At 60.2% G+C, this 14,352-nt stretch carries 10 protein-coding genes, 1 tRNA gene, 1 rRNA gene and 3 pseudogenes; 5 read left to right on the top strand and 10 right to left on the bottom strand.

Annotation, left to right across the window (positions count from 1 at the left end):
* Positions 1-101 precede the first annotated feature (101 nt).
* Positions 102-827 (top strand): annotated as a pseudogene (locus EXZ48_RS32975) (PLP-dependent aminotransferase family protein); the annotation flags it as partial.
* A 180-nt stretch (positions 828-1,007) separates the two neighbouring features.
* Here EXZ48_RS32975 and EXZ48_RS32970 read toward each other — a convergent pair.
* Genes EXZ48_RS32970 through EXZ48_RS32950 form a run of 5 tightly spaced genes read right to left on the bottom strand, consistent with a single transcriptional unit; the run spans position 1,008 to position 8,109 of the window.
* Positions 1,008-2,645 (bottom strand): choline dehydrogenase, encoded by a 1,638-nt coding sequence (locus EXZ48_RS32970; protein WP_130521238.1) that lies wholly within the window; start codon positions 2,643-2,645, stop codon positions 1,008-1,010.
* 12 nt (positions 2,646-2,657) lie between these two features.
* Positions 2,658-4,154, bottom strand: a complete 1,497-nt coding sequence (locus EXZ48_RS32965) for an aldehyde dehydrogenase (RefSeq protein ID WP_130521235.1) — start codon at positions 4,152-4,154, stop codon at positions 2,658-2,660.
* A gap of 33 nt (positions 4,155-4,187) precedes the next feature.
* Positions 4,188-5,912, bottom strand: a complete 1,725-nt coding sequence (locus EXZ48_RS32960) for an ABC transporter permease subunit (RefSeq protein ID WP_130521233.1) — start codon at positions 5,910-5,912, stop codon at positions 4,188-4,190.
* Positions 5,905-6,984 carry an ABC transporter ATP-binding protein gene (locus EXZ48_RS32955; protein ID WP_130521231.1) on the bottom strand — a complete coding sequence of 360 codons (1,080 nt, stop codon included), beginning with the start codon at positions 6,982-6,984 and terminating at the stop codon, positions 5,905-5,907. The genes EXZ48_RS32960 and EXZ48_RS32955 overlap by 8 nt, the downstream gene beginning before the upstream one ends.
* A gap of 21 nt (positions 6,985-7,005) precedes the next feature.
* Positions 7,006-8,109 (bottom strand): extracellular solute-binding protein, encoded by a 1,104-nt coding sequence (locus tag EXZ48_RS32950; RefSeq protein WP_130521229.1) that lies wholly within the window; start codon positions 8,107-8,109, stop codon positions 7,006-7,008.
* Between the two features lie 253 nt (positions 8,110-8,362).
* Between EXZ48_RS32950 and EXZ48_RS32945 the strand changes: the two genes are divergently transcribed.
* Complete coding sequence (locus EXZ48_RS32945) at positions 8,363-9,466, top strand: Ldh family oxidoreductase (RefSeq protein WP_130521227.1); 1,104 nt, start codon at positions 8,363-8,365, stop codon at positions 9,464-9,466.
* A complete protein-coding gene (locus EXZ48_RS32940; RefSeq protein ID WP_130521225.1) occupies positions 9,463-10,569 on the top strand; it encodes a mandelate racemase/muconate lactonizing enzyme family protein in 1,107 nt (368 codons plus the stop codon). Before EXZ48_RS32945 ends, EXZ48_RS32940 begins: the two co-directional genes overlap by 4 nt.
* A 41-nt stretch (positions 10,570-10,610) precedes the next feature.
* Here EXZ48_RS32940 and EXZ48_RS32935 read toward each other — a convergent pair whose 3' ends face one another.
* The gene (locus EXZ48_RS32935) at positions 10,611-11,315 is read right to left on the bottom strand and encodes a GntR family transcriptional regulator (RefSeq protein WP_130521224.1); all 705 of its coding nucleotides are present in this window, start codon (positions 11,313-11,315) and stop codon (positions 10,611-10,613) included.
* Positions 11,316-11,475: 160 nt separating this feature from the next.
* Between EXZ48_RS32935 and EXZ48_RS32930 the strand changes: the two are divergent.
* Together EXZ48_RS32930 and EXZ48_RS32925 are read left to right on the top strand one after the other, a co-directional pair.
* A pseudogene (locus EXZ48_RS32930) lies at positions 11,476-11,760 on the top strand (DDE-type integrase/transposase/recombinase); the annotation flags it as partial.
* 61 nt (positions 11,761-11,821) lie between these two features.
* Positions 11,822-13,012 (top strand): annotated as a pseudogene (locus EXZ48_RS32925) (IS3 family transposase).
* Between the two features lie 15 nt (positions 13,013-13,027).
* On the opposite strand, the gene EXZ48_RS32920 reads toward EXZ48_RS32925, so the two are convergent.
* From EXZ48_RS32920 to EXZ48_RS35360, 4 genes are all read right to left on the bottom strand, one after another.
* Positions 13,028-13,492, bottom strand: coding sequence for a hypothetical protein (locus tag EXZ48_RS32920; RefSeq protein ID WP_210255084.1), 465 nt, complete (start codon positions 13,490-13,492; stop codon positions 13,028-13,030).
* Positions 13,493-13,778: 286 nt separating this feature from the next.
* A tRNA-Met gene (locus EXZ48_RS32915) sits at positions 13,779-13,855 on the bottom strand.
* A 96-nt stretch (positions 13,856-13,951) separates the two neighbouring features.
* Positions 13,952-14,066, bottom strand: a 5S ribosomal RNA gene (rrf, locus tag EXZ48_RS32910).
* Between the two features lie 55 nt (positions 14,067-14,121).
* The coding region (locus EXZ48_RS35360) for a hypothetical protein (RefSeq protein ID WP_207900583.1) at positions 14,122-14,352 on the bottom strand (231 nt) is incomplete at its 5' end.

The raw sequence follows: 14,352 nt of genomic DNA, 5'->3' as shown, positions 1-14,352 counted from the left end.
TTGCCCGAAAAGAATCATCTCAAAGCCAGGGAATCATAACCGACTCAGATTACGCAACTTCTTTCCGGACCGACACTGATGCCTGGCGGCGACCTCTCATAGTCGAGCAGATCATGGCCGCGCCGCCGGCAAGGGCGGTCTACCTGACGCCTTCCCACCAGTTCCCCACCGGCACGACGCTGGCGCTCGAGCGCCGTCTTGCCCTGATCGAATGGGCGGCCCGGCATCAGGCCTGGATCATGGAGGACGATTACGACAGCGAATTCCATTATGCCGGCAAGCCGACGGCCTGCGTGCAGGGTCTCGATCCGCACGACCGGACGATCTATATCGGCACCTTCACCAAGTCGCTGTTTCCGGGTCTGCGGATCGGTTATGTCGTGCTGCCGCCGCAGCTTGTGAAGCCGATGACCGTCGCACGCACATTGCTGGATGGACATACGGCGCCCATGGCGCAATTGACGCTTGCCCGCTTCATGGAAGGCGGGCATTTCGGCGCGCACGTCCGCAGCATGCGCGGCATCTATGCCGAACGCCTCGACGTGCTGGCCGGCCAAGTGGGCAGACACCTGGCGGATTTCATCGAGCCGCGCATTCCGGCCGGCGGCCTGCAGATGCCGTGCGTCCTGACCGCCGATCTATCCGAGCGCGCGGCCATCGATGCCGCGCGACGAGTGGGGATCGACATCCTCGGCCTGTCGGCGCTCCATGCTGCCAACGATCCGCAAGCCGGCTTCCTGATGGGCTTTGCCGCCTACACGCCGGCCGAGATCGAGGTGGCTGTCAGGAGGTTGGCGGAGGCGTTCCGGACGATAACGCGCGAATGACCGGATGGATTGAGTATATCACCGCAATACAACAAGCGTATGGAGACCATTCGATTCCGGCCCGAGCCGCAAAAAGGAAAACATGCTAAAGTCATCGCGCAGGATTTCATGCGACTGGACGCCCTTGAAATCGTCAGTCCCCTTTATCGCGAGCTCGTGGAACTCACACGGCGGCCGGCTTCAATGCCGGCCGGTATAAAAGGAGGAGTTCTGCGGCGGCAGTTGCCGGCCGAGAATGGCGTCGGCGATCTTCTCGCCGATCATGATCGTTGGCGCATTGGTATTGCCCGTCGTCAGCGCCGGCATCAGTGACGCATCGGCGATGCGCAACCCGCTCACGCCGTGTACGCAGCCGTCTTGATCGGTCACAGCCATCTCGTCGTTGCCCATCCGGCAGGTCGCGACGGGGTGGTAAGCGGTTCCGGCATTCTGACGAATCCAGGCAGCAAGATCCTTGTCGGAAGAAATGTCAGCGCTGGGCGTGACCTCCCGTCCGCGAAGCGGATCCCACGACTTCTGGCGGATGATCTCGCGTGTCTTTTTCACACCCTCGATCATCTCGTTGAGATCGGCATCCTCGGTCAAGAAGCCGATCTCGATTTTCGGGGCGGCCTTCGGATCGGCAGAGCGGAGCGAGACGCGACCGCGGCTCTTGGGACGCATGACACTGGTGAAATACTGAAAGCCGTCGAGCACCCTCGCCTCGCCACGATAGAATTCGCCGATCATCGGGAGGAATTCGTGCTCAATGTTCGGATAGGACACCGTGTCATTGCCACGGAAAAATGCTCCGACTTCGAAATAGTTGCTCGCGCCGAGCCCGGCCTTGGTCAACAGCCAGCGCAACCCGACGAAAGGCCGCCCCAATTTCGAGAGCTGTTTTGTCGGCGACACCGACTTGGTTGTCGTATACTGGATAGCCACGGCGACATGGTCCTGGAGATCCCGGCCAACACCGGGTAGATGGACCCTGCACGCGATGTCATGCGCCTTGAGCGTATCGGTATCGCCGATGCCGGAGAGCATCAGTATCTTGGGAGTATCGAACGCACCGGCGCTCAGCACAACTTCCTTTCCGGCCATCGCCTTTTTCACGACACCGCCAATCTCGTATTCGACACCCTGTATTGTGCTGCCATCCATGATCAGCCGCGTCACGGTCGCACCGGTCACGATGGCGAGATTGCGCCGCCCCTCGGCCGGACGCAGATAGGCAACTGCCGTGCTCTCGCGGACGCCGTTGCGAACCGAGGCTTGGGCGCGGTTGACGCCCTCCTGCTGGAAGCCGTTTTGGTCGGTGCTGAGCGGCAGGCCGAAATCCTGCCCTGCAGCAAGAAAGGCCTCGTAGAGCGGGTTTTCGGCACGGCATTGGTGCACATGCAGCGGGCCAGTCGCACCACGGTATTCGTTACCGCCCTTCTCGAAGGTTTCCATCTTCTTGAAGTAAGGCAGGACATGCGCATAGGACCACTTCGGCAATCCCCTCGCCGCCCAACCTTCGTAATCGAGCGGGTTGCCCCGCACGAAAACCATGCCGTTGATAGATGACGAGCCGCCCAGCACCCGGCCGCGATGCTGGTCGCTTATTCGCCCATTCAGTCCGGGCTCGGGCTCGCTCTTGTAGGCCCAGTTGTACTTCGTGCTTTCGAGTGGCAGGCCCAGTGCCGCCGGCATCCGCATGATGATCGAGCCGTCGCGTGGTCCCGCCTCGAGCAGCAGCACGCTGCGCGTGCCGTCCTCGGTCAGGCGGTTGGCGACCACGCAGCCGGCCGACCCCGCGCCGACGACGATATAGTCGTAGTTTGAGTTCTTCCCCATATCCGTCATTGCCTACCTCAATTGCATCCAGATCGTCTTGAACTGGAGATACTGGTCATGCGCCAGCATGGATTTTTCGCGCCCGCCAAAGCCCGACTGCTTGTAACCGCCGAATGGCACGGCCTGATCGCCTTCCGAGAAGCAGTTGACCGAGACCGTTCCGGCGCGGATGGCGCGGGAGACCTTATGGGCGATGTGCAGATTGTTGGTATAGAGCTGCGCGGCCAGACCATATTTCGTGTCGTTCGCGATCGCGACCGCTTCCTCGACGTCATTGAACGTGATGGTCGACAGCACGGGGCCGAAAATTTCCTCCTGGGCAATGGTCATGCTGTTGGCGACGCCATCGAACACGGTCGGCTCGATGAAGTAGCCGCCGGTCTGTTCGAGGATACGGTTGCCACCGAGCGCGACCAACGCGCCCTCGCGCTTGCCGGCCTCGATATAGCCCAACACCCGCTCCATGTGCTTCTGCTCGATCATGGCGCCCATCTTGGTGTCTTCAGCAAAGGGATCGCCAACCTTCCACGTCTTGAAATTCTCGATGACGGCTTCGAGCAGACGGTCCTTCATGCCGGCATGAACCAGCAGCCGAGAGCCTGCACTGCAGTTCTCGCCCTGGGAGAACAGGATGCCAAGAGCGATCTGTTCCACGACAGGACCTAGATCGTCGATATCGTCCATGACGATGACAGGGCTCTTGCCCCCCAGTTCCAGCAGCACGCGCTTGAGATTGGATTCAGCGGCATATTTGAGGAAATAGCCACCCACTTCCGTCGAACCTGTGAAGCTCAGGCAATCGACGTCGCGATGGCGGCCGAGCGCCTGTCCGGATGTCTCGCCATAGCCTGGCAGGACATTTATCACACCATCGGGGATGCCGGCCTCTGCCGCAAGGGCGGCAAGCCTGAGGGCCGTGAGCGGCGTCTGCTCGGCCGGCTTGATCACGATGGAGTTGCCGCCAGCAAGCACCGGACCGATCTTCACCGCGGTAATCGCGAGGGGGAAGTTCCAGGGGATGACAGCGCCGACGACGCCGATGGGCTCGCGAACCACCATCGAGACGATATCGGCGGAGGTGGGCGAAACGGCGTCATAAATCTTGTCTATCGCCTCGGCATGCCAGCGCAGCGTGGCAATCGCGTCCGGCACGTCGGCATTGAGCGCATCGAGGACAGGCTTGCCTGTGTCGAGGCATTCGAGGACGGCGAACTCTTCCTGATGCTTCTCGACCAGATCGGCAAGCCGCAGCAAGGCGACTTTGCGATCGCGCGGAGCGAGATTGCGCCAACTGCCCTTGTTGAAGGCGGAGCGTGCAGCCGCAACGGCGCGATCCACGTCCTCACGGTCGGTTTCGGCGACCGAGGCAACGACCTTGCCGGTGGCCGGGTTGATTGTATCGAAGGACTTGCCGCTGGCGGAATCGACAAAGCGGCCATCGATGAACGCCTTCGTTTCCGGTCTAATGGTTTCGGCCAGCCGGGCGAGCTCTTGAGCGGTGGACGACATGCTTGTTCCTTTCTTCTTGATGATTCAGCGCGGTCAGGTGCCCTTGGCGTCGAGGAAGCGGCGCGCAATGAGGGTGAGCATGATCGATCCGATACCGATGCAGACGAATATGGCATTGACGGAGGGAGTGAAGCCGAACCGCATCTGGTTCCACACCCAGACCGGCAGCGTCGGCTGCGTTCCGGTCAGGAAGAGCGAGACCACCACCTCGTCCACCGACAGCGTGAAACCGAGCAACGCCCCACCGATGATCGAGCCGCGCACGAGTGGCAACACGACATGCCAAACCGTTTTGGCGTAGGACGCGCCGAGATCGGTCGATGCTTCGACCAAGGCAGGATCCAGCCGTCTGAGCCGGCTGAGCACCGTCAGCATGATGACCGGCATGACGAATGTGCAATGCCCGAGCACGACGCGCGGAATACCTGTCGGGATGCGAAGCAACTGGAAAGCAAGCACAAGCGTGATGCCTAGCACTACACCCGGTATGGCGACCGGCAGCGTCAGCAATTGCTCCGAAAGCTTCCCGAAGGAAAGCCTTGCATAGGCGAGCAGGATAGCAAATCCCGTTCCGGCGGCGATCGAGATCAACAGAACCAGAAGCCCGACATAGAGCGACCGGTTCAGCGCCGCAAGCAGCGCTGTGTTGCTCAGTACCTCCTGATACCAGCGGAACGTCATGCCGCTTAGCGGGAACACCTGCACCGTCGCGTCGTTGAAAGAGAATATCGCGATGATTGCGAGTGGCGCATAGAGAAAAAGATAGGGCAGACAGAACAGCGCAAAGGCGAGCCAACGGAATAAAATGTTGCCGGCACTCCTGGCGCCTGCCGGTACTGACAGCATCCCACCCGTCTCGCCGGTCAGGATACCGGGCACGCGCGCTGTCCTGAACATGATGGCGAGAACGACGGCGACCGTCACAAGCAGCATCAATGCGAGCGCCGCGCCATAGGGCCAGTTGCCGACAATGCCGAACTGCGAGGCGATGACCATTCCGAGCATCGTCCCATTCAGTCCGCCGACCATCGACGGCGTGATGTAGTCGCCGACCGCCATGAGGAAGGCGAGCGCCACGCCCACCGAAGTGCCGGGACGCGACAGCGGCCATACGACGGTGAAGAAAGCCCTCAAGCCGCTTGCGCCGCAATCGTTGGCCGCCTCCGTCAGGCTGGGCGGAATGCGGTCGATCGCTGAATATGCAGCGACGAAGATGAAGGGGATTGAGACATATACGAAGGTGAGGAAGACGGCGAAGGAATTGTAGAGCAGCGCCGAACTCGGCTCCGAGATCAGACCCATCCGCAACAGGAAGGCGTTGAGCACGCCGCTCTCGCCGAGGATCACCCGCCAGGCGAAAACACGCATCAGCAGGCTGATCCAGAGCGGGATGACGACCAGCATGACCGACAGGAACCGGCCGCGCTCAAGAATGCGCGCTGCGTAATAGGCCATCGGATAGGCGATCAGCGTAGCAATCGCCGTGGCCAGCAGGGCGGTCGCCACTGTCCGCCAGAGCAGAACCCAGACGCCTGACGATTCCCACGCGCGCGCAAAATTCTGCAGCGTCAGATCGAAATTGGTCACGCCGTTCTTCGAGGTGAGCAGGCTGACGCCGATCAGCAGGATATTCGGCAGGACCACGAGCAGGGCAAGCCAGGCATAAAGCGACATTCGCGCGAGAATGCCGCACAGCACGGCTGGGACAGCGCTCCCAGTGTTCGGGTTTGCGCGCGATGCAAGGGCGACGTCAGTCATCAAGCACCACACAGTCTTCCGGCTTGAAGGACAGCCAAACCGGCTGGCCATGCTCAAGGATTGCACCACGCCGCGCCGGCGCAAAGGCGATGAAATCCTGGTCGCGGCAACGGACCTTCACCTCGCAAGTATGGCCAAGAAACAGAACGTCGGAGACATGGCCTTTAAGCGCGACACCTTCGGGGCACGGCCGATCGGCGGGAGTTATGGTCAGCGCCTCGAACCGCAGGCCAAGGCTTATCGCGCCGGGTCGGCGGACCGCCGCCATGCCGAAGCTTTCGCCACACACCGAGACCACCGAGGAATCCGCCGAACCCGCCGCCTCTGCGGCGATCAGGTTGGACTTGCCAATGAACTGGGCGACGAAGCGACTGTTGGGCGCATAATAGATCTCGCCTGGACTGTCGAGCTGTTGAATGCTGCCGGCATTGACTATGGCGACGCGGTTCGACATCGACAACGCCTCGCTCTGGTCATGGGTAACATAGATGAAGGTAATGCCGATCTTACGCTGCAGGTCGACCAGCACATGCTGCATCTGCTGCCGCAGATTGAGATCGAGCGCGGACAGCGGCTCGTCGAGCAAAAGCACCCTGGGGCGGCCAACAAAGGCACGGGCCAGAGCCACGCGCTGGCGCTGGCCGCCACTGACTTGATGCGGCAGGCGCTCCGCCATCTTGTCCATCGCCACCATTTCCAGCGCCTCGGCGACACGTCGACTGCGCTCGGCCTTGTCGACCCCTGCCATCCTCAATGGATATTCGACATTCTGCCGCAACGTCATATGCGGGAACAGCGCATAGGACTGGAACACGGTATTGACGTTCCGCCGGTGCGGCGGAACGTCGGTTACATCCTGGCCATCGAGAAAGATGCGGCCGGAATCGGCCTGCTCGAAGCCAGCGATGAGGCGCAGCGCGGTCGTCTTGCCCGAACCGCTGGGCCCGAGGATCGAGAAAAACTCACCTCGCTCGATTGAAAATTCATCGATCTCAAGCGCTGGAGTCGCAGCTCCGGGATAGCGCTTGACGACATTCTCGAACCGGATGATTGCATCGTTACGTGCAGGCATGTCAGTTACCCCACCCGGAAACTAGAGGGTTCCAGCCTTGAAGTCGTTCCACATCTGGACGCGACGATCGACGCTTTCAGGCGCCTTGAAGAAAACCATCTTCTCCCAGAAACTGGGCTGATTCTGATCGATGATGTTGGTCTTGGCGAGGATATCGTCCTTCACACCACCCTGTCTGGCGCCCTCGTCGGTCAGTACGCCGTTGTTGAGTGACAAGGAGATGAAGCGGGACTGCCATTCCAGCGTCAGGTTGTCGTTGAGGAACTGATAGACTTCCGGACGATCGCCATGCGGGGTCAAAACCGCATTGTCGATCCAGGTCGGCGTACCTTCCTTGGGGAAGGTGTACTTGAAGTTCATACCCTTGCGCTGGAGATTAAAGACGATGGAAACGTTATTGCAGTAACCGATGACCGCGTCACCGGCCGCATAGATCGCCGCGGCGTCGTTGAAGCCGCGCGCGATGGTACGGACCTGTGGACGAAGGGCGGCGAGCACTTGGGCGCACCTGGCGAAGTCTTCGTCCGAAAGATTGAAGGGATCCGCAACGCCAGCCTGCAGCGCGATCATCGGGAAGGTGATATAGGCATCATCGAACAGATTGACTTTGCCGGCATGCTTTTCGTCCCAGAGCGCGGCCCAGCTGTCGGTGCCTTCGGTGACGACATCCGCGTTGAACATCAACGGCTGCGTTCCCCAACTATAGGGTACACCATAGAGATCGCCATCGACCGTGTTGCGTTCCTGATATTTGAGGCCGGGCGTTATGTTGACCGCATTGGGGAGCTTGGAAGCGTCAATCGGCACAATGAGGCCAGCTTCCTTGAAGCGCGGAATGGAACCCGACTCGAAATAGAGTACGTCGGCCTGGATCGCGCCCGACTGGGTCTGGGCAAAAATCTCGTCATTGGAGCCGGCACGAACGACATTGACCTTGACGCCGGTCGCCTTGCTCCATTCCGCGATCCATGCGTCCTCGTGATATGTTTCCCAGGTAATGATCGTAATTTCCGATGCTGCACGCGCATCGCGAATGAAGGCGGGCGCTGCGAGCGCTGCCGTTCCTGCCGCAGCCGCCGCCAGAAAGCCACGCCGCCCTATTTTCAAATCCGTAAAATTCTCCATCACTTCCCTCTTTCGGTTCCCTGATTATTGCCGGCGCCATGGAGCGCCGGGCTGAAGGCGAGCTGCCGAGCACGTCTTCAGATCCTGCCTCCGCACGACCTTCGGAAAAGCGGCTCTTGCGTTTCGCTTTCGCATACTACACATCGCCTGCGCAACAGATTTCTGACGAGCTCGTCGAAAATCTCGCGCACAGCGGCGTGCGAACCTCCGGCAGGTCGCGCAACTGAAGTCCGATTGCAGTGGTAGTTTCGAAATGACGGCGATAAGCCCATCCTCCCTCTCCTCCAAAGGCCAGCCCGCGGCAGAGGAAGCCCCAGGACACCGCGTTCTGAGTCTGCAGGAAATCCAAGCCCTGGCCACGCGCATCCTCGTCAGACACGGGCTCACGGAACCGCATGCCGATGCGCTGGCAGACGTCATCACCGCCGCTGAACGTGACGAATGCGCGTCACATGGCACTTATCGCCTCGCCGGGCTGGTGCGGACCATCGCCGCCGGCAAGGTCAATGTTGCTGCCAAGCCGAAAATCCAATCAGATCAATCCGCCATCGTCAGGGTCGATGCCGATATGGGCTTCTCCTCGCTTGCCTTCACGATGGGGATCGACGCCTTGACGGAAAGAGCTCGGAGCCACGGCGTTGCCGCCATGGCGATCAATCGCTGCTTTCATTTCACCGCACTCTGGCCGGAGGTCGAGGCTCTCGCCGAGCGGGGCCTCGTATCGCTCGCCATGACGCCGAGCCACAGTTGGGTCGCGCCAAACGGCGGCCGGACGCCGCTGTTCGGCACCAATCCACTCGCCTTCGGCTGGCCTCGGCCGGGACACCTGCCCTACATCTTCGACTTCGCGACCAGCGTCGTCGCGCGCGGCGAGATCGAACTTCATCGCCAGCGCAATCAGCCGATTCCCTATGGCTGGGCTCTCGATCGGCAGGGAAATCCGACCAACGACCCGATTGAGGCCATGGCCGGCGCGCAGATGACATTCGGCGGCCACAAGGGTTCAGCGCTTTCAACCATGATCGAGCTTCTCGCAGGCCCGCTGGTCGGAGATATGACAAGCCCGCAATCCCAGGCTTTCGATGATGGCGACGGCGGCGCCCCCTGCCATGGTGAACTGATCATCGCACTGTCGCCCGACATGTTCATGGGCACGGAACGCGACAGGCATTTCAAAAGCGCCGAACGGCTGCTTGAGGCGATTCCAGCTCAGGGCGCCCGACTACCCTCGTCACGGCGCTTCGCCGCCAGGGCGCGCACAACGCGCGACGGAGTCCGCATCTCCGGCACCCAATATGACATTCTGATGCAACTGCTTGCGCAAGACGCAGCCGCCAATCTTAAGGAAAGACCATGAAAATCACCGGGGTGGACATCTACAAGTATACCGTCGGCTATGCCCACGGAACATACGTCATGTCTGGAGACCGTGTCGCGGCCACGGAAGACGGCACGGTCATCCGCATCCGCACCGACCAGGGTCTCGAAGGCTGGGGCGAGATCACGACACTCGGCAAGATCTACCTGCCGACCTTTCCAGATGGCATTCGGATCGCGCTGAAGGACCTCTCGGAGGCGCTGATCGGTACAGATCCAACCAATATCGGAATGGTCAACCGCATCATGGCCGGCACGTTGATGGGGCAGGAATTCGCCAAGAGCCCGATCGACATCGCTTGCTGGGATATTCTTGGCAAATCGCTCGGCCGGCCGATCTCGGCGCTGATCGGCGGCGTACTCAACGACCGCTTTCCAATCTACGAGGCAGTGCCGCTGGCCGCGCCTGAATCCATGGGCGAGTTCATTCGCGAACGGCGGGCCGCCGGCATCAATCGCTTCCAGCTCAAGGTCGGCAACAACCCCATGGATGATATTGCGCGGACCCGCGCCAGCGTGGAAGCTGGCGATTCCGAGACGATCATCGTGGCCGATTCCAACGGCGGCTGGTCGCTTGCGTCAGCGAAGCTCGCACTCCAAGGCATGGCCGGCCTCGCAGTCTATGTCGAGCAACCCTGCCGCTCGACGGCCGATTGCATCCTCGCGCATCGTGGATCAGCGCTTCCACTCGTTCTCGACGAGTCGATCGTCAACCACGACGAAATCTATCGCGCCAAGTATGAGGCCAACGCTGTATCGGTGAACCTCAAATTCGGCAAGCTTGGCGGCCTCACTAACACGATCAAAGCCCGCGACCTGCTACAGGAACTGAACATGGCGGTCTCGGTGGAGGACATGTGGGGCGGCGACATCATCACGGCCGCGACCAGCCATGTGGCGGCAACGACCCGGCCGGAATCGCTGCTGATGACTCCGTTCTTCAACGACTGGACGGACGGCCACGTTGCCAGCTATCTTCCACGCTCGTCAAACGGCTTCGGCTCCGCGCCGACCGGTCCCGGTCTCGGTATCGAGGTGGAGGTCGACAAGCTCGAACATCTGTTCACGGTGGGCCGCGCCTGAGAGCGAAAACCGGCCGACGCCGCCTGCGACGTCGGCCCCTTTTACTGTTCACCCACAGTTGCTTCTGTTGCGTCAGTCTGGTCGAGATGGAGAAGCGCCATTAGGCCAACCCGGATACGATCGATATGCATGCGCATGAAATCGGCCGCCTCTGCAAAACGCCGTTCCCGGCAGAGCCTTACGAGTTCCTTGTGTTCGCGGACGGCCCGCGCCCGATCGCCAGTAATGTTGGAGAGCTGAATTCGCGTGTGCCGGTCGCATTCGCCGAGGAGGTTCTGGACTGTACTGGTTATACGTGGGCTCCGCGCATGGGTATAAAGCAGCATGTGGAATTCGGAGTTCAGATCGTTCCAGCGGTCGATATCCAGCTTATCGATCGACGTTTCGTAACGGTCAAGGATTTTATCTAGCTTCTCGAAATCCGCGGGTGCGAGATGCGGCGCCGACCTTTCGAGTAAAAACGGCTCGAAAAGGATGCGCATGTTGAAGAGTTCTTCGACCTCCTCTGCACTTAGCTCTACGACCACGGCGCCGCGATGGGGCTGGATGCGCACGATCCCCTCGCTTTCGAGCAAGAGCAGGGCCTCGCGGATGGGTATGCGACTGATTCCGAATTCCTGCGCCAATTCCTCCTGACGCAACTGACGCCCCGGCGGAAAAACGCCCTCAAGGATCCGGCTTCGGATTTCCTCGGCAGCTGCGGTCGACATCGTCTTGTGCTTCAAGCTCTTGCTAACAGTCGCCACGCGGCATTCCTGCTTCACGCAGGTGCACATTTTATACAATGTGCAGAGCCAAATGCAAAGAGATGGCGACAACCGGCATGAGATCCAACTTCGCCCCAGTTTCGGGAAAGTCCTGAGTGTCAACCGGCGCCGAATATTGACCCTTAACAGGGCGCAAGCGCGTGGCCGCAAACGAGCCCTGGGAACACGAGCGCCGATGGCAATCCCGCAGGGCCCGAACCAGCGCTGGAGCATGGACTTCGTCTCGGTTGCGCTGGTCGACGGCAGGCGCTTCCGTATCCTGTATGTCCTCGACGAATTCAGCCGCGAGTGCCTTGCCACCGTGGTCGACAACTCGCTATCCGGCGAGCGTGTCGGCCGGGAACTGGATCGCATCGCGCTCACAACCGGTTACCCCTGCATGATCGTCTCGGACAACGGAACGGAGCTGACCTCGAACGCCATTGACCTGCCACTGAGAACTTCCTCCAGAATGGATTAGAGTCCGGCCCATTGAGGACGGACTTATGAAGAAGCAGCGATTTACGGAAGAGCAGATCATTGCGGTGCTGAAGGAGCAGGAGGCCGGAGCGAAAGCGGGCGATCTTTGCCGTAGGCACGGGATTTCCGAAGCGACCTTTTATAACTGGAAAGCTAAATACGGCGGCATGGAGGTATCTGAGGCCAAGCGCCTGAAGGCGCTGGAGGATGAGAACGCCAAGCTGAAGAAGCTGCTCGCCGAACAGATGCTGGATACAGCCGCACTCCGCGAACTTCTCTCAAAAAAATGGTAGGGCCTGCCGCCAAGCGTGACGCTGTCGCGCATCTGAAGGTCACGATGGGGCTTTCGGAACGGCGGGCCTGCCAGATTGTATGTGCCGACCGAAAGACGATCCGTTATCGATCCTCTCGACCGCCGGAGGTCGAGTTGCGAGCGAAGCTACGCGATCTGGCCAATGAGCGACGGCGGTTTGGCTACCGACGGCTGTTCATTCTGCTTCGGCGCGATGGGGAACCGTCCGGTGTCAATCGCATCTATCGGCTCTATCGCGAGGAAGGTCTCTGCGTGCGCAAACGCAAAGCCAGGCGTCGTGCTGTTGGCACGCGTGCGCCGATCCTCGTCGAAGCAAAAGCGAATGCTCGCTGGTCGCTGGATTTCGTCCACGATCAGTTCGCCTGCGGCAAACGCTTTCGCATCCTCAATGTGGTCGACGATGTCACACGCGAATGCCTGGCGGCGATCCCGGACACATCTATCTCTGGTCGCCGTGTCGCGAGGGAACTGACGACGCTTGTCGAGCGAAGGGGCAAGCCCGGCATGATTGTTTCAGACAACGGGACCGAACTGACCTCGAATGCCATCCTTGCTTGGTCGAAGGATCACAAGGTCGAGTGGCACTACATCGCGCCGGGAAGACCGATGCAAAATGGCTATGTCGAGAGCTTCAACGGCCGCATGCGCGACGAGCTGCTCAACGAGAGCCTGTTCTTCGGTCTCGATCATGCTCGCAGCGCCATTGCGGAATGGGCCGGCGACTACAACAATTTCCGGCCGCACTCATCGCTCGGATACCAGACCCCAGCGGACTATGCCGGGATCATCGCCGCAACCGGCTCCAACGCTACGCAATGTGGAAGCTCCGCGTTTCCGCCGGTTGCTCCCACCCCGCCATTTGGCTTATCAAAAAAACGCCGACGCTCTAATCGCAGCCGGATGAAACTTCAGTGGCAGGTCAAGCTTGCTTGTACTCGGCGGGGCTGAACCATGGCCGGTGAACAATCTTCCCCTGCGTCTTATACGGCGGCGACAGGTCGGGAAGATGCTGGAGCCATTTATGGCGAATGGCGGTTTTCAGGACCTGCCGGAGCGTGCCCACCTCGTCATGCAAGGTGCTGCGTGCCGGTGCCCTCCCCGTCGTGGACGTGGCAATGCGCTGCACGCGATAATCCTGAACTGTACCGGCATTGATTTCCGAGACGCCCATCTTGCCGAAGAACGGCACCAGATGGAGCCGCAGGCGGATGCTGTGACCCTCCACCCATTTGGGGCTGCGCTCCCCCTCGGTGATGGCCGCATATTCCTGCTCGAACTTCTTGGCGGCTTCCGCGAAGGTGGTTTCGGTCTTCAAAATACCCGCCGCCGATTTCCCGCGCAAACCGAGAAGCCAGTCTTCTGCAAAAGCCTTGGCCTGCTCCAAGCCGGTTTCCTTGGTGCTCACACGATACTGACGGCCCTTTATGGACGTAGAGCAATGCCAGACGCGGCCCCGCGCCGGTAAATCTGCACCAATCCTCCGAGGATTTCATGGCTTGGCATGCTGCCCTCCCATTTCGCTTATTGCTCGATATGGGAAGAGGGAATCACACCATCAAGCCTCCCGTCAAACGGGTGGGGTGTGTTTGTGCTGACTGTGTGCTAGGTCCAAAAACGACTTCAGCCTCCCGAAGGAGGCCGATTAAAGTCTTGATAGTCTTTAAGAAACTTGGTTGCGGGGGCAGGATTTGAACCTGCGGCCTTCAGGTTATGAGCCTGACGAGCTACCGGGCTGCTCCACCCCGCGTTATTGTTTATGCATTGCAAAAGGGCCGCTTTGAGGGCGGCCCGATTTCGGCTTGGGCCGAGGCTTGTTATGAGAAGATTTGATTGCCTTTAGCAGACCTGGCAGCGACCTACTCTCCCGCGTCTTGAGACGAAGTACCATTGGCGCTGGGGCGTTTCACGGCCGTGTTCGGAATGGGAACGGGTGCAGCCACCCCGCCATGACCACCAGGTCGGCTAAGGGCAATCTTTTGAGAAGCTGGTAGAAGGCTCGAGCCTTCGTTTGTCTTAATTTTGTGAACACGTCTTTGATCTTTGGCCTGGCGTTTCGGAGCGAATCTCCGCAAGGCCAGAGGCCGTCGCGCCTGATGGCGCGGCCCGTCCGGAGCGCTTTGGCGCGTCAGGACAGAAGATCAGCATCATCAGTGCAGCTATGCTGCGCCGATGAGCATGAACAATGAGAACGATCAAGCCAATCGAGCTATTAGTACCGGTAAGCTTCACACATTGCTGCGCTTC

The sequence above is a fragment of the Shinella sp. JR1-6 genome, assembly GCF_004284735.1.
GTDB lineage: Bacteria > Pseudomonadota > Alphaproteobacteria > Rhizobiales > Rhizobiaceae > Shinella.
Note: the sequence above shows the minus strand (reverse complement) of the source record. Positions and strands in the feature narration are given on the sequence as shown.

What these genes read in the sequence shown, in the direction of transcription:
- EXZ48_RS32970 (WP_130521238.1), bottom strand. Translation starts at nt 2,645, where the DNA reads ATGGGGAAGAACTCAAACTACGACTATATCGTCGTCGGCGCGGGGTCG.
- EXZ48_RS32965 (WP_130521235.1), bottom strand. Translation starts at nt 4,154, where the DNA reads ATGTCGTCCACCGCTCAAGAGCTCGCCCGGCTGGCCGAAACCATTAGA.
- EXZ48_RS32960 (WP_130521233.1), bottom strand. Translation starts at nt 5,912, where the DNA reads ATGACTGACGTCGCCCTTGCATCGCGCGCAAACCCGAACACTGGGAGC.
- EXZ48_RS32955 (WP_130521231.1), bottom strand. Translation starts at nt 6,984, where the DNA reads ATGCCTGCACGTAACGATGCAATCATCCGGTTCGAGAATGTCGTCAAG.
- EXZ48_RS32950 (WP_130521229.1), bottom strand. Translation starts at nt 8,109, where the DNA reads ATGGAGAATTTTACGGATTTGAAAATAGGGCGGCGTGGCTTTCTGGCG.
- EXZ48_RS32945 (WP_130521227.1), top strand. Translation starts at nt 8,363, where the DNA reads ATGACGGCGATAAGCCCATCCTCCCTCTCCTCCAAAGGCCAGCCCGCG.
- EXZ48_RS32940 (WP_130521225.1), top strand. Translation starts at nt 9,463, where the DNA reads ATGAAAATCACCGGGGTGGACATCTACAAGTATACCGTCGGCTATGCC.